Raw genomic sequence first — 16,545 nt, 5'->3', positions numbered from 1 at the left:
CATGAGTGACTGGCTGGCGCTGTCGGATATGGACTTGCCCGAGGGGGATACCCGCCCGCTGGAACGGGGGCTGTTCATCTGCGAGATTGCCTTGCCGCTGGGCGAGGGCACCGTCGTGTTGGAATGGCATGACGGCGCGCAGCGCAGCTTTTCGGTGTTTGCCGATCCGCAGGCCGGGATTGTGGTCCTGCACCGGGCGGGGCAGATGGTGCGGCGGCATGTGTTGCAGGGGCCTTTGCCCTTTGGGCAAGGCCCTGGCCGGATCACATACGGCTGGAACCGGTTTACGGGGGCCTGGACGCTGGGTTTCGGGCGCATCGGGCGCGGTGAGGAATGCAGCAGTGCCGGTATCGGGCCGATCGCGCTGTCGCCGCACGAGCTGGCGGGTCTGTGCCGGCGCGACGGGGCGGCGCTGCGGCACCGGTCCCTGCTGTGGTTCGGAGTGACCCAAGGCGCGCGGCCGCCGGAGCGGGCCCCCTGGCTGGGCTTGCGCACCCCGGTGGACACGGCGCGAGGGCCGGTCGCGGCGGGGGCTTTGCGCCCGGGCGAGCTGGTGCGGACCGCGGACAACGGCTTGCAGCCGGTGTTGCGGGTCAGGCGCATGCGCCTGCCAGGCCGTGGCAGCTTTGCCCCGGTTGTCCTGCGCGCGCCTTATCTGGGTCAGGGCAGTGATGTGCTGTTGTCCGCGGATCAGCTGGTGGTGCTGAACGGGGCGGAGGTGGAGTATCTGTTCGGTGCCGAAGAGGTTCTGCTCAGCGCGGGGGCGCTGGCGAACGGCACAATCGGGCGGCTGGACGGGCGGCAGGCGGCGATTGACTGCGTGGCGCTGGATCTTGGCCTGCCCGAACTGCTGCTGGTGGACGGGCTGAAGCTGCTGAGCCACAGCGCGCTGGCCGAAGCCCCCCTGCCGGTGCTGCAGGCCTATGAGGCGCAGCAGTTGGTCAGCGCGGTGGCGCGGCGGAGCCTGTTCGGCGCGGCCTAGTCGTACAGCGCTGTCATCTGGGCCACGATGACCGAGTTTTCCTCGAGCGCGCGCAGCATCAGCGCCTCTTCCTCGGGCGGGATCTCGGCCCCGGCCTCTTTTTGTTCATCCAGCGAGCCATGGCCTTCGACCTCGAGCACGGCCAGTTCGGCCTGCTTGAGGATGGCCACGGTTTCGCGGACCGCCTCGGCCTCATCGACGCCGCTGGCGTAGCACATCAGCGCCCCGCCGGTGGCCTTGGCGGGCAGGTCGTCGCCGGGTTTGCGGCCGACCTGAACCAGCAGGGTATAGACCTGCTGGCGGCTGGTCTTTGCGGGCTTGTCATCGGTCATGGCGCGGCCTTTCGGGGGCGGGTGTAACACGGGGGGAAGATTCCAAAATCAAGCAATATCAATCACTTGACCTTGTAACTTTAATCAAGTTTTAACACATGCCCACAGCCCGAGGGCTGTGGGGCAGGCAAGGATCAGTCGCGCAACAGCTCGTTGATGCTGGTCTTGCTGCGGGTCTGCGCATCGACCTTTTTCACGATCACGGCGCAATAGAGGTTGATGCCGTTCTTTGACGGCATCGAGCCTGCCACCACCACCGACCCGGCGGGCACTTCGCCATACATCACTTCGCCCGACTCGCGGTCGACGATCTTGGTCGATTTGCCGATGAACACGCCCATGCCAAGCACCGAGCCTTCGCGCACGATGCAGCCTTCGACCACTTCGGACCGGGCCCCGATGAAGCAGTTATCCTCGATGATGGTCGGGCCGGCCTGCATCGGTTCCAGCACGCCGCCGATGCCGACGCCACCGGAGAGGTGCACATTCTTGCCGATCTGCGCGCAGGAGCCGACGGTGGCCCAGGTATCAACCATGGTGCCTTCATCGACAAAAGCACCAAGGTTGACGAAGGATGGCATCAGCACCACGCCTTTGGCGATATGGGCCGATTTGCGCACGATGCAGTTTGGCACGGCGCGGAACCCGGCAGAGCGGAAGTCGTCTTCGCCCCAGCCATGGAATTTGCTGTCAACCTTGTCCCACCAGCTGCTGCCCTGTGGGCCGCCCGATTGCAGGCCCATGTCCTGCAGGCGGAACCCCAGCAACACGGCCTTCTTGGCCCATTGGTTCACATGCCAGTCGCCCGTTTCGCGCCGTTCGGCGACGCGCAGGGTGCCGGCACCGAGCGCCGCCAGCGTGGCCTCGACCGCGTCACGCGCTTCGCCCTTGGTGGCGGGGGTCAGGCTGTCACGGGTGTCCCATGCGGCTTCGATGGCGGCTTCCAAGGCGGCGTTTGACATGTTGTCACCCTTTTTCGGTTGGTCCTGTTGCGCCCTGCCTATAAGGCTTGGAACACCCTCACGCAATGCAAGAGCACCTGATGAAAGACGAACCCCGCGCCCACCCGTTCCGCGACAGTCTGGAAGATGTGAAAGCGGCAGATCAATGCCCCGACACGGCGCAGACCCGCGCGCCCGCGTATCGGCTGGCCTTTGCCGACACGGATTTCATGACGCGCGAGGAATTGCGCCCGGTGCGATTGCAGCTGGAACTGCTCAAACCGCAGATGGTGATGGATGAGCGCGGGATCGAGTCGACCATCGTGCTGTTCGGGGGCGCCCGGATTCCGCCCCGCCCGGAACAGGGGCGCACGCCGGGGCTGGCGGCGCTGTCGGCCTATTACGACGAGGCGCGGAAATTCGCCTGTCTGATGACGACCCGCAGTCTGCAAAGCTATGGGCGCGAGAATGTGATCATGACCGGTGGCGGCCCGGGGGTGATGGAGGCGGGCAATCTGGGCGCGCATGAGGCGGGGGGCCAGTCGATCGGGTTGAACATCGTGCTGCCGCATGAGCAGGCCCCGAACCCTTATGTCACGCCGGACCTGTGTTTCAACTTTCACTACTTCGCCATCCGCAAGATGCATTTCCTGATGCGGGCGCGTGCGATTTGTGTGTTTCCGGGCGGTTTTGGCACGCTGGACGAGATGTTCGAGGCGCTGACCCTGATCCAGACCAAGCGGATGAAGCCCATTCCCTTTCTGCTGTTTGGCCGGGCATTCTGGGAAAAGATCATCAACTGGGAGGCGCTGGCCGAGGCCGGGACGATCAGCCCCGAGGATCTGGAGCTGTTCCGCTTTGTCGAAACCGCAGACGAGGCGGTGGCGGTGATTGACGGCTGGGGCTGACCCCGGCCGCGCTTAGTAATCGCGTTCGTAAAACAGGCCGATCCCGGTGTTGCCATCGGCCCCGACCCGGCCCTTGAGGGTGACGGTTTCGCTGATGTCGAGGTTCAGGTTGATCTGGCTTTTGCCATCCTGATCCACGACGATTTCGGAATAGACGTTTTCCGACAGGTATTTGCCTGCCGTCAGCTGTGCCGCCCCTTCGGCATCGGTCTGCACATCCAGATCATCGAGGCCGAAGCCCTGACGCAGGCGGCTGATCAGACCTTCGCCGCCGCGACCGGCGAGGGTGGCCACCGCATTGGCCAGTTGCAAGCCTTGCAGCGCCGAAAGCGACTCGAGCCGGCGGCCGAACAAAAGCTGCGACAGCACCTCTTCCTGCGGAAGTTGCGGGTTGGAGGTAAAGCTGACCTGCGGATCGCTGGCCGAGCCGTCGATCACCACCGAACTGGTCACATTGTCGTTCACGCTGCTGGCCACGACGCGCAGGCGAGGGTCAAAATCGCCTTCAAGCTGCAAGGAGGCCTCGGAAAGGTCAAGCCGGCGGCCCAGAATATCAAGGCGGCCACGGATCAGGTCAAACGAGCCTGAGGGGATGATGTCCGTGGTGGTGCCGGTCAGGCGCAGGGTGCCGCCCAGTTCGGCATCCAGCCCCCTGCCCCGGATGAAAAGCTGGTTGGGGGCCGAGATTTCGATATCCAGATCGAAGGGGCGTCTTGCCGTGCGGCGGGCGGCGTCTGCCGGATCTGCGATCAGGCCCGCGCGGCGGCGGGTTTCGCGCACCGCGGCGGGTTCGCCGATGTGCTGCAACCCGTCGATCAGCTCTTGCCCGCCAAGGCCGGTGGCGGCGATGCGGATTTCGGTCTGCGGCAGGGCGATGCGGCCTGCGATCAATGCGCCGCCGGTGAGCGGCCCGGTGATGCGGAGCTGACCATTGGCAAGGGTCTGATACAGCTGGGGATCGCGCAAGGTAACGCCGGAGAGCGTGAGCCCAAGGTCGGCGCGATAGGGCGCGGTCAGGGCGATGGGGCCGCTCAGGCTGACCCGCCCGCCGCTGGAGACGGCGGCGGTGGTGCTGATCTGGGCAGAGCCGCCAGACAGGGTGGCTGTGGCGTCGATGGATTGCAGGGAAAAGGGCAGTGTCGGGTCGGCGAAGGTGCCGCCCGACAGGCTGACCCGGCCTGCCAATGAGGACAAGGCGACGGGGCCATCAAGCCGCAGGTCGATGGCCAGCGGGCCGGAAACGACACGGTTGCCAAGGAAGGGATTGGCGAGGCCGGCCTGCGCCGAGCCCTGCACGGTCAGATTGGCGGTGTCGAAAGACCGGGCGATCTGGCCGGCAACGCGGGCGTTGATGCTGCCCGGGCCGGTGCCGGTCAACGCGACGGTGTAGGCGGCCCCCGTATCCACCGCCGTGCCGGACAGGGTGACGGGGCCGGGGAATTCGGGCAGCAACACGCCGAGATTGGCCAGGCGGGCCGACAGGTCAAGCTGACGCTGGTCGCCTGTCAGGCGGCCGGTGGCCGTGGCGGAGATCTGCGGGCTGGTCAGGGTCAGGCTGTCGAGGCGGACCAGACCATCCTCCAGCCGCAGGGCGACGCTGAAGGCAGAATCGCCCGCCAGCAGACGGTCGGCCTGCGCCTGACCGGTGCGCAGGGCATTTGCGGTGGCGTCCAGCGTCAGGGTGGCCGTTTGGGTGGTGCCGGTAAAATCGGCGGTGGCGGCGACACTGCCGCCAAGGCCCGGGCGCAGCCGGGACAGTTCCTGCACCGACAGCTGGGCGGTCAGATCGCTGCCGGCGGTGGCGAGGGTGCCAGTGGCGGCGATGCTGGCACCGGGGGTGGTGAGGTTGAGCTGTTCGATCACCAGCGCAGACCCGTCCAGATCGGCCACAAGCGACAGCTGTGACGCGCCATTGAGCAGGCGGTCCAGATCGGGCTGGCCGAGGCGCAGGGCGGTGGCTTCCAGATCGGTGACGATGCGGGCCTGACCGGTGGTCAGCGGGCCAGACAGCCGCAGATCACCGCGGATGGCACCGCCGTAATCGGGGCCAAGGCGCGACAGATCATCCATGCGCAGGGTCAGGGTCAGATCGGCAAGATCAGAGGTGACGGTGCCAGAACCATCGGCGGCCAGGGACGGCGCACGGATGGCAAAGCTGCGCAACACGGTGCCGGTGGTGTCGCGGCGGATGTCCAGCGCGATGCTGGACGCGCCTTGCAGCAGGGTGTCGGCCTGCGGGATGCCAAGGGTCAGGTTCTGGCCGGCGACCCTTGCCTGCACGTCGAAATCGCCGCCCAGCGGGCTGCCCTGTCCTTCGGCGGTGACGGTGCCGCGCCCCGACAGCGGGCGCCCGGCCAGGCCGGACAGCGGGGCAAGATCTGTCGCGTCGATGCGCAGGCGGCCACGGGTGCGGAAGCCATCTTGCAGACCGGAGATTTCCCCGCCCGCTGACAGGGTGACCGGCCCGGCGGTCAGATCCAGCGCGCCGATGCGGGTGACGCCGGAGCCTTCCTGCCAGAACAGGCGGGTGGTGGCGGTGACGGTCTCTCCGACCGCCATGGACAGGCCGGGGTCTTGCAAGGCAATGCCAGTGCCATTCAGCGTGAAGGTGCCGCCGATCACCCTGCCTTGCGTCCCGCGCGAGATCCGCCCAGAGCCGCGCAGGTCGGCCTGTGCGATCTGTGCGCCGGGGGTCACCACCTCTTGGGCGTCAATCACCGCGCGCCAGGACTCATCAGTGCGGGCGTCATAGGCAACCTCCAGCCGGGCGGCGCGGACCGAAACCCCGGCATCAAAGCCGGGGATGATGACCGGATTGCCATCGGGATCGCGCAGGAAGCCGTTCAGCGCGATCACCTCGGGCAGGCCGTCGGCGGCAATGATGGTCTGCCCGCGCAGCTCGACAGAGCGCGCGCGCAGATCAAGCGCCGACAGGTCAACGCGGCCGGTGGCCGTTCGCAGGCCGCTGACATCCAGAGACACCGCATCCCCAAGGAAGCCGGCGTATTGAGGCAGGAACAGCGGCGCCAGATCGCCGCCCAGATCGGCATTGAACCGGGTGCCGCCATCCTGCGTGCCCAACAGGGTGACGGTACCCGCCAGACGCGGCGCACCATCGCTGGTCAGGTTGACGGTGGCGGCGAAATTGTCCAGCGGGCCGGTGCCGTTGATTTGCAGCCCCACCGCAGGCGCGCCGGGCAGATCGAGCAGCGTGGCCGCGATGCCGCCCGCCTCTTCGACCACGTTCAGATCAAGCGCCAGCTGGGTGCTTGCATTGGCGTAAGAGGCAGAAAGCTCGATCAGCCCCTCTGGCCCGCTGTCGGTGCGGGTGATGGTCAGATCCGCCGCGCCTTCGCCGCCGGCCAGTGAGACCGAGGCCTGAATGCTGCCTTCGACCGGCTGGCCCAAAAGCTGTTCGCCCAGCACCACCCGATTGGCCTGCAGGCTGGAAATGTTGATCGACACCGGCAGATCGGGCAGGGAAAATCCCGAGGCTTCGGGCGTGGCCATCGTGTCATCCGACACCGGCGCGCGGGCGATGATGATTTCGCCCGCTGTCAGTTCATTGATGGCAACCCGACCGGCCAGCAGGGAGGACCGCGACCAGTCGAGCACGATGTCGTTCAGCGTGAGCCAGATGCCCTCCTCATCTGCGATGGTCAGCTGCGTGGCCGTCGCACGCGACGACAAGGCCCCTTCGAACCCGCGCAGGGTGATCTGGCGACCTGCACCTGACAGGGTGTCTTCCAGAAAGGCGACAATGGTGCCGCGATCGGTGCGTTCTGCCTCGGTCAGCGGTTCATCCGCCTGCGCAAGGGCGATGCAGGGGGCGGAGATCAGGGCAAGGGACAGAAGCCAGCGCATCAGAACGCCTGCCCCAGACCAACGTAGATCTGGACACCCTTGCCGGTATTGCCGCCGACCGGGCCGGCGACATCCAGCCGGATCGGGCCAAAGCCTGTGGCATAGCGCACGCCGATGCCCGCCCCGGCGTGCCAGTCGCCGGCGGGGTCAAAGAAGCTGCCCACATCCACCCGGCCCGCATCGACAAAGCCGACCACGCCGATATTGCCCGAGACCCTGGCGCGCAGTTCCAGCGAGCTGCCAAGGAAATGGTTGCCGCCGATCTGGTAGCTGATCGGCCCGCGCAGGACGTTGACCCCCAGCGACTGGAACGGCTGCCCCCGGACAGTGCCGCCACCCCCGGAATAGAACAGGTCATCGCGCGGCGTTTCCAGCAATCCGGCCCCGGTCACGATGCCGGCCTGAATCCGCGCGGCGACGACAAAGCGGTCATCCGCGCCAAAGCCGCGATAGCCCCGCAGATCGGCCGTGGCGCGCAGGCCAGAGCCGGTGGTGCCAAAGCCCAGGAAGGGCTTTACCTCGGCTTCGATGAAATAGCCGCGCGTCGCGTCATTGGTGTCATTGCGACGGTCCCAGGTCAGGCCGACCGGCAGCGACAGGCTGCGGAAGCGGAAATCGGTGGAAAAGCTGCGATCGTCGGAAAATTCCGTTCCGTCGATGATGCTGTAAGCCAGATCAGCCCGCCCGGTCAGGCTGTCGGAAAAGACATGGGTAAATCCGATGCCAAGCCGCGCCAGATCTGCCCGGAAATCGGGTTCGTCCAGATGGCCGATTTCGCTGGAAAAGCGGGCCGTGGTATCGGGGGTCAGGGTGGCGGGGCGGTCGATGGTCAGTTCAAGACCATAGTCCATGCCATTGTCACTGGCCCCGATATTGGTGACCGATCCTTCGAGGCGCAGACGCTCCGCCCCGCCCAAGAGGTTGCGATGCGTGAAGGCAGCGGTCAGATCCAGCCCTTCGAGGCTGGAGACTTCGGCCCCGAAGCTGAGGTTGCGGGGCTTTTCCTCCACCACGGTGATGGTGGTGCCCAAAAGGTCGGGGCGGGTGATGCCTTCATCCTCGGTGATGGTGACAGAGGCGAAGGTGCCGGTGCGGCGCAGCCGGTCTTCGGCACGGGCCACCTCTGCCGGATCATAGACCTCGCCCTGCGGGAGGCCGGCAATCTTGCGCACGCGGTTTTCGCGGGTGCGTTGCTGGCCGGTGACATCGACCGGGCCAAAGCGCAGGCGCGGACCGGGATCAAGACCGACAGCGGCGGACAGCGTGCGATTGGGATGATCCGCCACAACATTCTGACCGGTGACCCGGGCCTTGGCGTGGCCCTGCGCGCGCCAGCCATCGACCCCGGCGGTTACGGCCTGACGCACCAGCCCGCTTTGTGCGGGTTCGCCGGGCGCGAAGCCATCGGGAAGCTCTGTCTCGGGGGCCAGCGGGGCAATGGCGGTCTGGCCAAAGCGGAATTGCGGGCCGGGATCAACCCGCACCTCGATCCGCGCGACGCGCTGAGGGGCATCGAGCGGGGCGATGGCCGCCGCCTCGCGCCCGTCGAGCAGGACCGACACAACGGCGGAATAGTGACCCTGGGCATAGAGCGCCCCGACAAGGCGGCCGTATTCGGCGCGGGCGGCGGCAAGCACCTGATCAGGCTGATCTTCTTCGTTTTCGAGGGCCAGCAGGCCGGAGGCCGCGCGCAGGGCATCCTCCAGATCGTCCGAGGCGCCGGCGACCTGAAACGCAACCCGATCCAGTGCGTGGCCGGTCTGCCCCAGGGTCAGCGCGGCGGCAAGGCAGGCCACAAAGGGCAAGCGGGACAGGGCGTTTTTGCGCCATGGATGTCTGCACTGTGGCACTGGAAACCTCGCGCGTGGTTACCCCGACTATCGCAACAGCGGCAGCGATGTGCAATCAACCGCTTGTCTTGCGCGGAAATTTACCCATCACATTTTGCGTGACGCCGACACTATGGCAAAAAAGACGCGGTCGGTTTGTCCTGCGACACCCGAGGGGGGCGGGCTATTGCGCGGCGATCTCGCGGTTGGCGGCCAGCAGGCTTTCGCTGACCGCTGACAGCGCCAGCGCTGCCGCGCCATGCGCCCAGAGCCGCACGCCCCAGGCGTGAATCTCGATCGGCGGGCGGGGGCGGCCGGTGTTGATCATCAGATTGTCCATCTCGGCCAGGGTTTCGGCGGCGTAGAGATAGTCATAGCGCATCCGTTCGCCCGACAGGATGATCAGCGCCGGGTCGAACAGGTTGACGACATTGGACAGCCCCACCGCCAGATAGCGCCCGGCGCGGCGGAAGATGCTGCGCGCGGTGGCATTGCCGGCCTTGGCATGGTCGTAGAGGCTTTCCAGCAGGACGGTGATGCTCTGACCCTCCTTATGGCCCCAGTTGAGCGCGGTGGTCGCCTCGCGCGCCAGGGCATAGTCGGCCACATATGCCTCCAGACAACCACGCTGGCCGCAGCGGCACAGCGCCCCATCCAGCTGCACCTTGGTGTGACCCAGTTCCAGACCAACCCGCTGCGCGCCGCGATAGATGCGGTGGTTCATCACAAAGCCCATGCCGACGCCGTGCTCGATGGTGACCACGGCGAAATCCGACAGGCCCCGCCCGGCCCCGAACCACAGCTCTGCCATGGCCACGAGGTTGGTTTCATTATCGACCCAGACCGGCAACCCCAAGCGCGCGCCGGCAAGTGCGGCCAGGGCCACGTTGCGGGTATCGAGCAGCGGGGTCCACAGCACGACGCCCTCGGCACAATCGACAAAACCCGGAATCCCCATTCCCACACCCGACAGATCGGCCCGGTGGAGGCCGGCCGTTTCGCAGGCGCGGTCCAGCAAGGTTTCGATCACGACCAGCAGCTCGGCCACGGTCATCGGGCCGGGGCGGCGCGGGATCGACTCTTCGGCGATCAGCTTGCCGGCAAAATCGACGATCACGGCAGTCTGTTCGCGGTCCGAAATCTTCATCCCGGCCACGCGATGCGCCGAGGCCCGCACGCCAAGCGCCACGGCAGGGCGGCCGCGCACCGTTTCGCCATCGCGGGGCGGGGTGGCCACCTCTTCGATCAGGCCCGATTCGATCAGTTCAGAGGTGATCGTGGTCACAGAAGCCGGGCTGACGCCAAGATCTTTCGCCACCTGCACCCGTGGGATCAAGCCGGCGGCCCGCACGCATTCGAACACCTGTTGCCGCAGGGGGCGCAGGGTATCGGCCAGAGGCAGGATCAGCGGCCCCACGCCCTTGCGGCCATCGCCCGTGTCACCCGCTGCATATTGCGTGAACATTTATTTGTCACCCTAACAAATTCGCCGCGAGATCGTGGAGTCTTCGCCGCAGAAATGCTGCAAAGCAGCGAAAGACGGCTGCATATTTGCGCAGACCCAAGTTTGCCCATAATTTTTATTTTGACAACTGAATTTAATAAGGGCAATTTTTGCCCGTCTCGGCGAATCTGCCGAACCAGCCATACGCTGGCTGCATCCATAGGGAGGATACACATGCGTAATGCAATCGTGCTCGCCGTGATCGCGGCGACAGGATTTTCCTCTGCTGCACTGGCAGAGGGCAAAAAAATCGGCGTTTCCTGGGGGAGCTTTCAGGAGGAGCGCTGGAAGATTGACGAAGCAGCCGTGAAGGCCGCTCTGGAAGCCGCTGGCAATGAATATGTTTCGGCCGATGCCGAGTCGTCTTCGGCCAAGCAGCTGACCGATGTGGAAGCGCTGATTGCGCAGGGCGTTGACGCGCTGATCATCAACGCCTGGGACAAGGATGCCATCGGGCCGGCCATCGAGGCCGCTGCCAACGAAGGCATTCCGGTTGTGGGCTATGACCGTCTGATTGAAGACGACCGCACGTTCTATCTGACCTTTGACAACGTCGGCGTGGGCCGGATCATCGCGGAAAGCGTGTTCGCCGAAGCCCCGACCGGCAACTATGCCATCATCAAGGGCGATCCGGGTGATCCGAACACCGGCTTCCTGCTGCAGGGCATGATGTCGGTCATTCAGGCGGCCGTGGATGCAGGCGACATCACCATTGTCGGCGAAGCGTTCTCGGATGGCTGGAAGCCGGAAAACGCCCAGAAGAACATGGAGCAGATCCTGACCTCGGCCAACAATGACGTGGCTGCTGTTCTGTCGCAGAACGATGGTATGGCGGGCGGCGTTGTGGCGGCCCTTGGCGCACAGGGCCTGACCATTCCGGTCGGCGGCCAGGACGGCGACCATGCCGCGATCAACCGCGTGGCGCGTGGCACCCAGACCGTTTCGGTGTGGAAAGATGCGCGCCAGCTGGGCAAGGCGGCTGGCGAAATCGCCTCGGCCCTGGCCGAAGGTGCGGCGCTTGACTCGATCGAGGGCGCTTCGAAGTTCTCGGGTGGGGAAAAGGGCATCGAGATGAATGCCATCCTGCTGGCTCCGACCCCGCTGACCAAGGCCAACCTGAATGCGGCCATCGATGCGGGCCACATCACCAAGGAAGCGGCCTGCGAAGGCGCTGTCGCTGGCGTTGTCGGCTGCGAATAAGATCTGACGGGGTGCGGCGGCCATCGGGCCGCCGCACCTGTTTTCCGAGCCTTTACGACATCTGACCAGCGCAGAGACCCGCGCGTGACTGGCCTGCGGGCCAGCGGCACGCGGCGGCGGTCTTTGCTCGATGTCCCTGTCCCCCTAGCGTTGGACGATGCCATGACCCAGACTCCCCTTTCTTCCCCCCCCGCGTCGCCCGCCACTGCGGCCGCGCCGGCCAACCCGGTGAAACGCTTTCTGGCGGCCACCGAGATTGACACCCGGCTGCTGGGCATGCTGGCGGCGCTTTTGCTGATCTGGGGCGGCTTTCACCTCTACGGGGCCGTCGTGAACGGCAATGGCGCGTTTCTGACCCCGCGCAACCTGTGGAACCTGTCGGTGCAGACATCGAGCATCGCCATCATGGCCACCGGCATGGTGCTGGTGATCATCACCCGCAACATCGACCTGTCGGTCGGGTCGATCATCGGTGTGACGGGGATGCTGATGGGCATCCTGCAGGTGGACGTGCTGCCGCAGATCCTGGGGCTGGGGCATTGGTCGATCTGGATTCTCACCTGCGCTGCCGGCATCCTCTGCGGCACGCTGATCGGAGCCCTGCACGGCTGGCTGATTGCCTATCGCGGGATACCGTCTTTCATCGTCACGCTGGGCGGGTTGATGGTCTGGCGCGGCATGGCCTTCATTGCCAATGGCGGCAAGACCATCTCTCCCGTGGACAGCACATTCGCGCTGCTGGGTGGGGGACCAGGCGGCAATATTGGCGCGACCGGCAGCTGGATTGTTGGCCTTCTGGCCTGTGCCGGGGTGATCTGGATGCTGATCAACGGGCGCAAGCAGCGGGTCAAGCATGACTTCCCCAAACGCCCGATGTGGGCCGAGCTGACCCTTGGTGCCATTGGCTGCGCTGCCATCCTCGGGTCGGTCCTGCTGATGAACGCCTATCCGCTGCCGGTTGGCATTCTGCGCAGACTGGAGCTGCCGGAAGATGCCTTTGTCTCGCACGGCTTTGCCATTCCGGTGCTGATCATGATCGCCGTCGGCATTGCAATGACCATTCTGATGACCCGCACCCGCTTTGGCCGCTATGTCTTTGCCATCGGCGGCAACCCGGAGGCGGCGGCGCTGGCGGGGATCAACACCCGCTGGATGACGCTGAAGATCTTTGCGCTGATGGGGGCATTGACCGGGATTGCGGCGGTGATCGCCTCGGCCCGCCTGAACTCTGCCACCAACGCGCTTGGCACGCTGGACGAATTGTACGTGATCGCGGCGGCGGTGATCGGCGGTACGTCGCTGGCCGGGGGGGTTGGCACGATCTACGGGGCCATCCTTGGCGCGCTGGTGATGCAGTCCTTGCAATCGGGGATGGTGCTGATCGGCTTTGACGCCGCCATCCAGCGGATCGTCGTGGGCATGGTTCTGGTGCTCGCCGTCTATCTCGACAACCTTTACCGCGCCCGTACGAAGTGAGGAGGCAGATATGACCACGAACACAGGAACCCCTCTGGTCGAGATGCGCGACATCTCGATTTCCTTCGGCGGGATCAAGGCGGTTGACCATGTCAGCATCGACCTGCACCCGGGTGAGGTTGTCGGCCTGCTGGGCCATAACGGGGCCGGCAAATCGACGCTGATCAAATGCCTGTCGGGCGCCTATCAGAAGGATGCGGGCGAGATCTACATCAACGGCGAGAAGGCCGAGATCAGCAACCCGCGCGATGCGCGCCACTACAATATCGAGACGATTTACCAGACGCTGGCGTTGGCCGACAATCTGGACGCGGCCTCGAACCTGTTTCTGGGACGCGAGCTGGTGACGGCCGCCGGGTTTGTCGATGACGCGCAGATGGAGGCGGAGACGCGCAAGATCATGGCGCGGCTGAACCCGAACTTCCGCAAGTTCAACGTGCCGGTGTCGGCCCTGTCGGGCGGGCAGCGGCAATCGGTCGCCATCGCGCGGGCGGTGTATTTCAACGCCAAGATCCTGATCATGGACGAACCCACCGCCGCACTTGGCCCGCAGGAAACCCAGATGGTGGCCGAGCTGATCCAGGAGCTGAAGCGGCAGGGGCTGGGGATCTTCCTGATCGAGCATGACATTCACGCGGTGATGGATCTGTGCGACCGGGCGGTGGTGATGAAGAACGGACAAAGGGTCGGCACGGTGAATGTGGGCGATGTCACGGATGACGACATTCTGGGCATGATCATCATGGGCAAGAAACCGGCAAAGGCCTATTGATGTATATCGGGCTGGATCTGGGGACATCGGGGCTGAAGGGCATCCTGATGTCGGAGACGCAAGAGGTGCTGGCCGAGGTCACCGCCCCCCTGACCGTGCAGCGCCCGGCAGAGGGCTGGAGCGAGCAATCGCCGAATGACTGGATCGCGGCGGCCGAGTCGGTGCTGGATGCGCTGGCGGTGCAGGGGTTGGGCGCGGTGCGCGGCATCGGGTTGTCGGGGCATATGCACGGGGCCACGCTGCTGGATGCCTCTGATCAGGTGTTGCGGCCCTGCATCCTGTGGAACGACAGCCGCAGCCATCTGGAAGCGGCAGAGCTGGATGATGACCCGATGTTCCGGCGGCTGACGGGGAATATCGTGTTTCCCGGTTTCACCGCACCGAAACTGATGTGGGTTCAGGCGCATGAGCCAGAGCTATGGGCCAAGGTGGCCCATGTGTTGCTGCCCAAGGATTATCTGCGCCTGTGGCTGACCGGCGAGCATGTGGGCGAGATGTCGGATGCGGCGGGCACGGCCTGGCTGGATACCGGCGCGCGCGACTGGTCGGATGATCTGCTGGCCGCAACCGGGCTGAGCCGCGACCACATGCCAAGGCTGGTGGAAGGGTCCGAGGTATCGGGCACCTTGCGGTCGGGTCTGGCGGCGCGCTGGGGCCTGCCAGCGGGCGTGGTGGTGGCGGGGGGCGGCGGCGACAATGCAGCCTCGGCCGTTGGCGTCGGTGTGGTGCGCGCCGGGGAGGCGTTTGTGTCGCTGGGCACGTCGGGCGTGTTGTTTGCGGCCAATGACGGCTATCAGCCCGACCCGGCGACAGCGGTGCATACCTTCTGCCACGCGCTGCCGGGCACCTGGCATCAGATGGGGGTGATCCTTGCCTGTACCGATGCGCTGAACTGGTTTGCGCAGCTGACCGGCAGCGATGCCGCCAGCCTGACCGGCGATCTGGGGGCGTTGCAGGCCCCCGGCAAGACGCTGTTCCTGCCCTATCTGGGGGGCGAGCGGACGCCGTTGAATTCGGCTGCGGTGCGCGGTGCGTTCATCGGGCTGGAACATGCGACGAACCGGCAGGCGGCAACACGGGCCATTCTGGAGGGCGTGACATTCGCCTTCCGCGATTGCCGTGACGCCCTGGCAGCGACCGGCACCAGGCTGGATCGTCTGCTGGCGGTGGGGGGCGGGTCGAAGTCGGACTACTGGCTGCGCGCCATTGCCACCGCGCTGGACTGCCCGGTGCAGGTGCCTGTGGCGGGTGATTTCGGCGGGGCCTTCGGAGCGGCGCGGCTGGCGCTGATGGCGGCCACGGGCGCGGGGGCCGAGGTGGCCACCCTGCCCGCCATTGCCAAGGTGATCGACCCCGATCCGGCGCTGAAAGACGCCTTCGACGCGGGCCATGCCCGCCACCTTAATGCTCAATCTGCCATCAAGGGCCTGACATGACCGAGTTTTTCAAAGATATCCCCGCTGTCACATATGAAGGCGAAAGCGCCACCAGCGAATACGCCTTCCGCCATTACAACCCCGATGAGGTGGTGCTGGGCAAGCGGATGGAAGACCATCTGCGCTTTGCCGTGGCCTATTGGCACAGCTTTGCCTGGCCCGGTGGCGACCCGTTCGGCGGCCAGACCCTTGAGCGGCCATGGTTCGGCGACAGCATGGATCTGGCCCGGCTGAAGGCCGATGTGGCCTTTGAGATGTTCGATATTCTTGGCGTGCCCTTCTATTGCTTCCACGACGCCGATGTGCGGCCCGAGGGTGCCACATTCGCGGAAAGCAAACGCAATCTGGAGGCGATGGTCGATTACCTTGGCCAGAAGCAGGAAAGCCATAAGGCCAAACTGCTGTGGGGCACCGCCAACCTGTTTTCCAACCGGCGCTGGATGTCGGGGGCTGCCACCAACCCTGACCCCGATGTCTATGCCTATGCCGCCGCCACCGTGAAGGCCAATATGGACGCCACAATGCGCCTGGGTGGCCAGAACTATGTGCTCTGGGGCGGGCGTGAAGGCTATGAGACGCTGTTGAACACCGATCTGAAAGCCGAACGTGCCCATGCGGGCCGGTTCCTGCAACAGGTGGTGGAGTACAAGCACAAGATCGGTTTCAAGGGCGCGATCCTGATCGAGCCAAAGCCGCAGGAGCCCAGCAAGCACCAGTATGATTACGATGTGGCGACGGTCTACGGATTCCTGAAGGAGTTCGGGCTGGAAAAGGAAGTGCAGACCAATATCGAACAGGGCCATGCCATTCTGGCCGGGCATTCGTTCGAGCATGAGATTGCGATGGCGGCAAGTCTGGGGATCTTTGGGTCGATCGACATGAACCGCAATGATTACCAGTCGGGCTGGGACACGGACCAGTTCCCCAACAACCACGCCGAAATGGCGCTGGCGTTCTACGAGATCCTGCGCGCGGGCGGCTATACCACCGGCGGCACCAATTTCGACGCCAAGATCCGGCGGCAGAGCCTTGACCCCGAAGACCTGATCCTGGCGCATGTCGGCGGGATGGACACCTGCGCACGGGCGCTGAAATGCGCCGCCGCGATGCTGGAGTCGGACGAGCTTGAGGCCAACCGCCGCGCCCGCTATGCGGGATGGGAAAGCCCTGCGGCCAAGGCCATGCTGGCGGGCGGGCTGGAGGCAGCTGCCGCCCGGGTCGACGCGGAAGGTCTGGAACCACAGCCGGTTTCGGGTCGGCAGGAGCGGCTGGAGAACCTTTGGAACAAATACATCTGAGGA

At 65.4% G+C, this 16,545-nt stretch carries 12 protein-coding genes; 7 read left to right on the top strand and 5 right to left on the bottom strand.

Annotated elements, in window-relative coordinates; all coding sequences use genetic code 11:
* Nucleotide 1 precedes the first annotated feature (1 nt).
* Nucleotides 2-982, top strand: coding sequence for a Hint domain-containing protein (locus CXR43_RS11565; RefSeq protein WP_103334260.1), 981 nt, complete (start codon nt 2-4; stop codon nt 980-982).
* Here CXR43_RS11565 and CXR43_RS11560 read toward each other — a convergent pair.
* Nucleotides 979-1,314 (bottom strand): DUF8846 family protein, encoded by a 336-nt coding sequence (locus tag CXR43_RS11560; RefSeq protein ID WP_103334259.1) that lies wholly within the window; start codon nt 1,312-1,314, stop codon nt 979-981. The genes CXR43_RS11565 and CXR43_RS11560 overlap by 4 nt on opposite strands.
* A gap of 134 nt (nt 1,315-1,448) precedes the next feature.
* Entirely contained in the window at nt 1,449-2,276 is an 828-nt protein-coding gene (gene dapD / locus CXR43_RS11555) for a 2,3,4,5-tetrahydropyridine-2,6-dicarboxylate N-succinyltransferase (RefSeq protein ID WP_103334258.1), read from the bottom strand.
* Nucleotides 2,277-2,356: 80 nt separating this feature from the next.
* Here dapD and CXR43_RS11550 point away from each other — a divergent pair, with 80 nt between their 5' ends.
* The gene (locus CXR43_RS11550) at nt 2,357-3,163 is read left to right on the top strand and encodes an LOG family protein (protein WP_103334655.1); all 807 of its coding nucleotides are present in this window, start codon (nt 2,357-2,359) and stop codon (nt 3,161-3,163) included.
* 12 nt (nt 3,164-3,175) lie between these two features.
* Here CXR43_RS11550 and CXR43_RS11545 read toward each other — a convergent pair whose 3' ends face one another.
* From CXR43_RS11545 to CXR43_RS11535, 3 genes are all read right to left on the bottom strand, one after another.
* The gene (locus tag CXR43_RS11545) at nt 3,176-7,027 is read right to left on the bottom strand and encodes a translocation/assembly module TamB domain-containing protein (RefSeq protein ID WP_103334257.1); all 3,852 of its coding nucleotides are present in this window, start codon (nt 7,025-7,027) and stop codon (nt 3,176-3,178) included.
* Nucleotides 7,027-8,823, bottom strand: coding sequence for an autotransporter assembly complex protein TamA (locus tag CXR43_RS11540; protein ID WP_246831393.1), 1,797 nt, complete (start codon nt 8,821-8,823; stop codon nt 7,027-7,029). The genes CXR43_RS11545 and CXR43_RS11540 overlap by 1 nt, the downstream gene beginning before the upstream one ends.
* A gap of 217 nt (nt 8,824-9,040) precedes the next feature.
* The gene (locus CXR43_RS11535; protein ID WP_103334256.1) at nt 9,041-10,321 is read right to left on the bottom strand and encodes an ROK family protein; all 1,281 of its coding nucleotides are present in this window, start codon (nt 10,319-10,321) and stop codon (nt 9,041-9,043) included.
* A gap of 213 nt (nt 10,322-10,534) precedes the next feature.
* On the opposite strand from CXR43_RS11535, the gene CXR43_RS11530 reads away from it, so the two are divergent.
* From CXR43_RS11530 to xylA, 5 genes are all read left to right on the top strand, one after another.
* Nucleotides 10,535-11,560, top strand: a complete 1,026-nt coding sequence (locus tag CXR43_RS11530) for a substrate-binding domain-containing protein (protein ID WP_103334255.1) — start codon at nt 10,535-10,537, stop codon at nt 11,558-11,560.
* A gap of 162 nt (nt 11,561-11,722) precedes the next feature.
* A complete protein-coding gene (locus tag CXR43_RS11525; protein WP_103334653.1) occupies nt 11,723-13,036 on the top strand; it encodes a sugar ABC transporter permease in 1,314 nt (437 codons plus the stop codon).
* A 10-nt stretch (nt 13,037-13,046) separates the two neighbouring features.
* Nucleotides 13,047-13,808 (top strand): ATP-binding cassette domain-containing protein, encoded by a 762-nt coding sequence (locus CXR43_RS11520; protein WP_103334254.1) that lies wholly within the window; start codon nt 13,047-13,049, stop codon nt 13,806-13,808.
* Entirely contained in the window at nt 13,808-15,244 is a 1,437-nt protein-coding gene (gene xylB / locus CXR43_RS11515; protein ID WP_103334253.1) for a xylulokinase, read from the top strand. The genes CXR43_RS11520 and xylB overlap by 1 nt, the downstream gene beginning before the upstream one ends.
* Nucleotides 15,241-16,542, top strand: coding sequence for a xylose isomerase (gene xylA, locus CXR43_RS11510; protein WP_103334252.1), 1,302 nt, complete (start codon nt 15,241-15,243; stop codon nt 16,540-16,542). Before xylB ends, xylA begins: the two co-directional genes overlap by 4 nt.
* Nucleotides 16,543-16,545: the final 3 nt, after the last annotated feature.

Source organism: Pseudotabrizicola formosa, assembly GCF_002900965.1.
Classification (GTDB): domain Bacteria; phylum Pseudomonadota; class Alphaproteobacteria; order Rhodobacterales; family Rhodobacteraceae; genus Pseudotabrizicola; species Pseudotabrizicola formosa.
Note: the sequence above shows the minus strand (reverse complement) of the source record. Positions and strands in the feature narration are given on the sequence as shown.

Coding starts and splice junctions, on each gene's coding strand:
- CXR43_RS11520 (WP_103334254.1), top strand. CDS start 13,047: ATGACCACGAACACAGGAACCCCTCTGGTCGAGATGCGCGACATCTCG.
- CXR43_RS11525 (WP_103334653.1), top strand. CDS start 11,723: ATGACCCAGACTCCCCTTTCTTCCCCCCCCGCGTCGCCCGCCACTGCG.
- CXR43_RS11560 (WP_103334259.1), bottom strand. CDS start 1,314: ATGACCGATGACAAGCCCGCAAAGACCAGCCGCCAGCAGGTCTATACC.
- CXR43_RS11550 (WP_103334655.1), top strand. CDS start 2,357: ATGAAAGACGAACCCCGCGCCCACCCGTTCCGCGACAGTCTGGAAGAT.
- xylA (WP_103334252.1), top strand. CDS start 15,241: ATGACCGAGTTTTTCAAAGATATCCCCGCTGTCACATATGAAGGCGAA.
- CXR43_RS11565 (WP_103334260.1), top strand. CDS start 2: ATGAGTGACTGGCTGGCGCTGTCGGATATGGACTTGCCCGAGGGGGAT.
- CXR43_RS11535 (WP_103334256.1), bottom strand. CDS start 10,321: ATGTTCACGCAATATGCAGCGGGTGACACGGGCGATGGCCGCAAGGGC.
- CXR43_RS11530 (WP_103334255.1), top strand. CDS start 10,535: ATGCGTAATGCAATCGTGCTCGCCGTGATCGCGGCGACAGGATTTTCC.
- dapD (WP_103334258.1), bottom strand. CDS start 2,276: ATGTCAAACGCCGCCTTGGAAGCCGCCATCGAAGCCGCATGGGACACC.
- xylB (WP_103334253.1), top strand. CDS start 13,808: ATGTATATCGGGCTGGATCTGGGGACATCGGGGCTGAAGGGCATCCTG.
- CXR43_RS11545 (WP_103334257.1), bottom strand. CDS start 7,027: ATGCGCTGGCTTCTGTCCCTTGCCCTGATCTCCGCCCCCTGCATCGCC.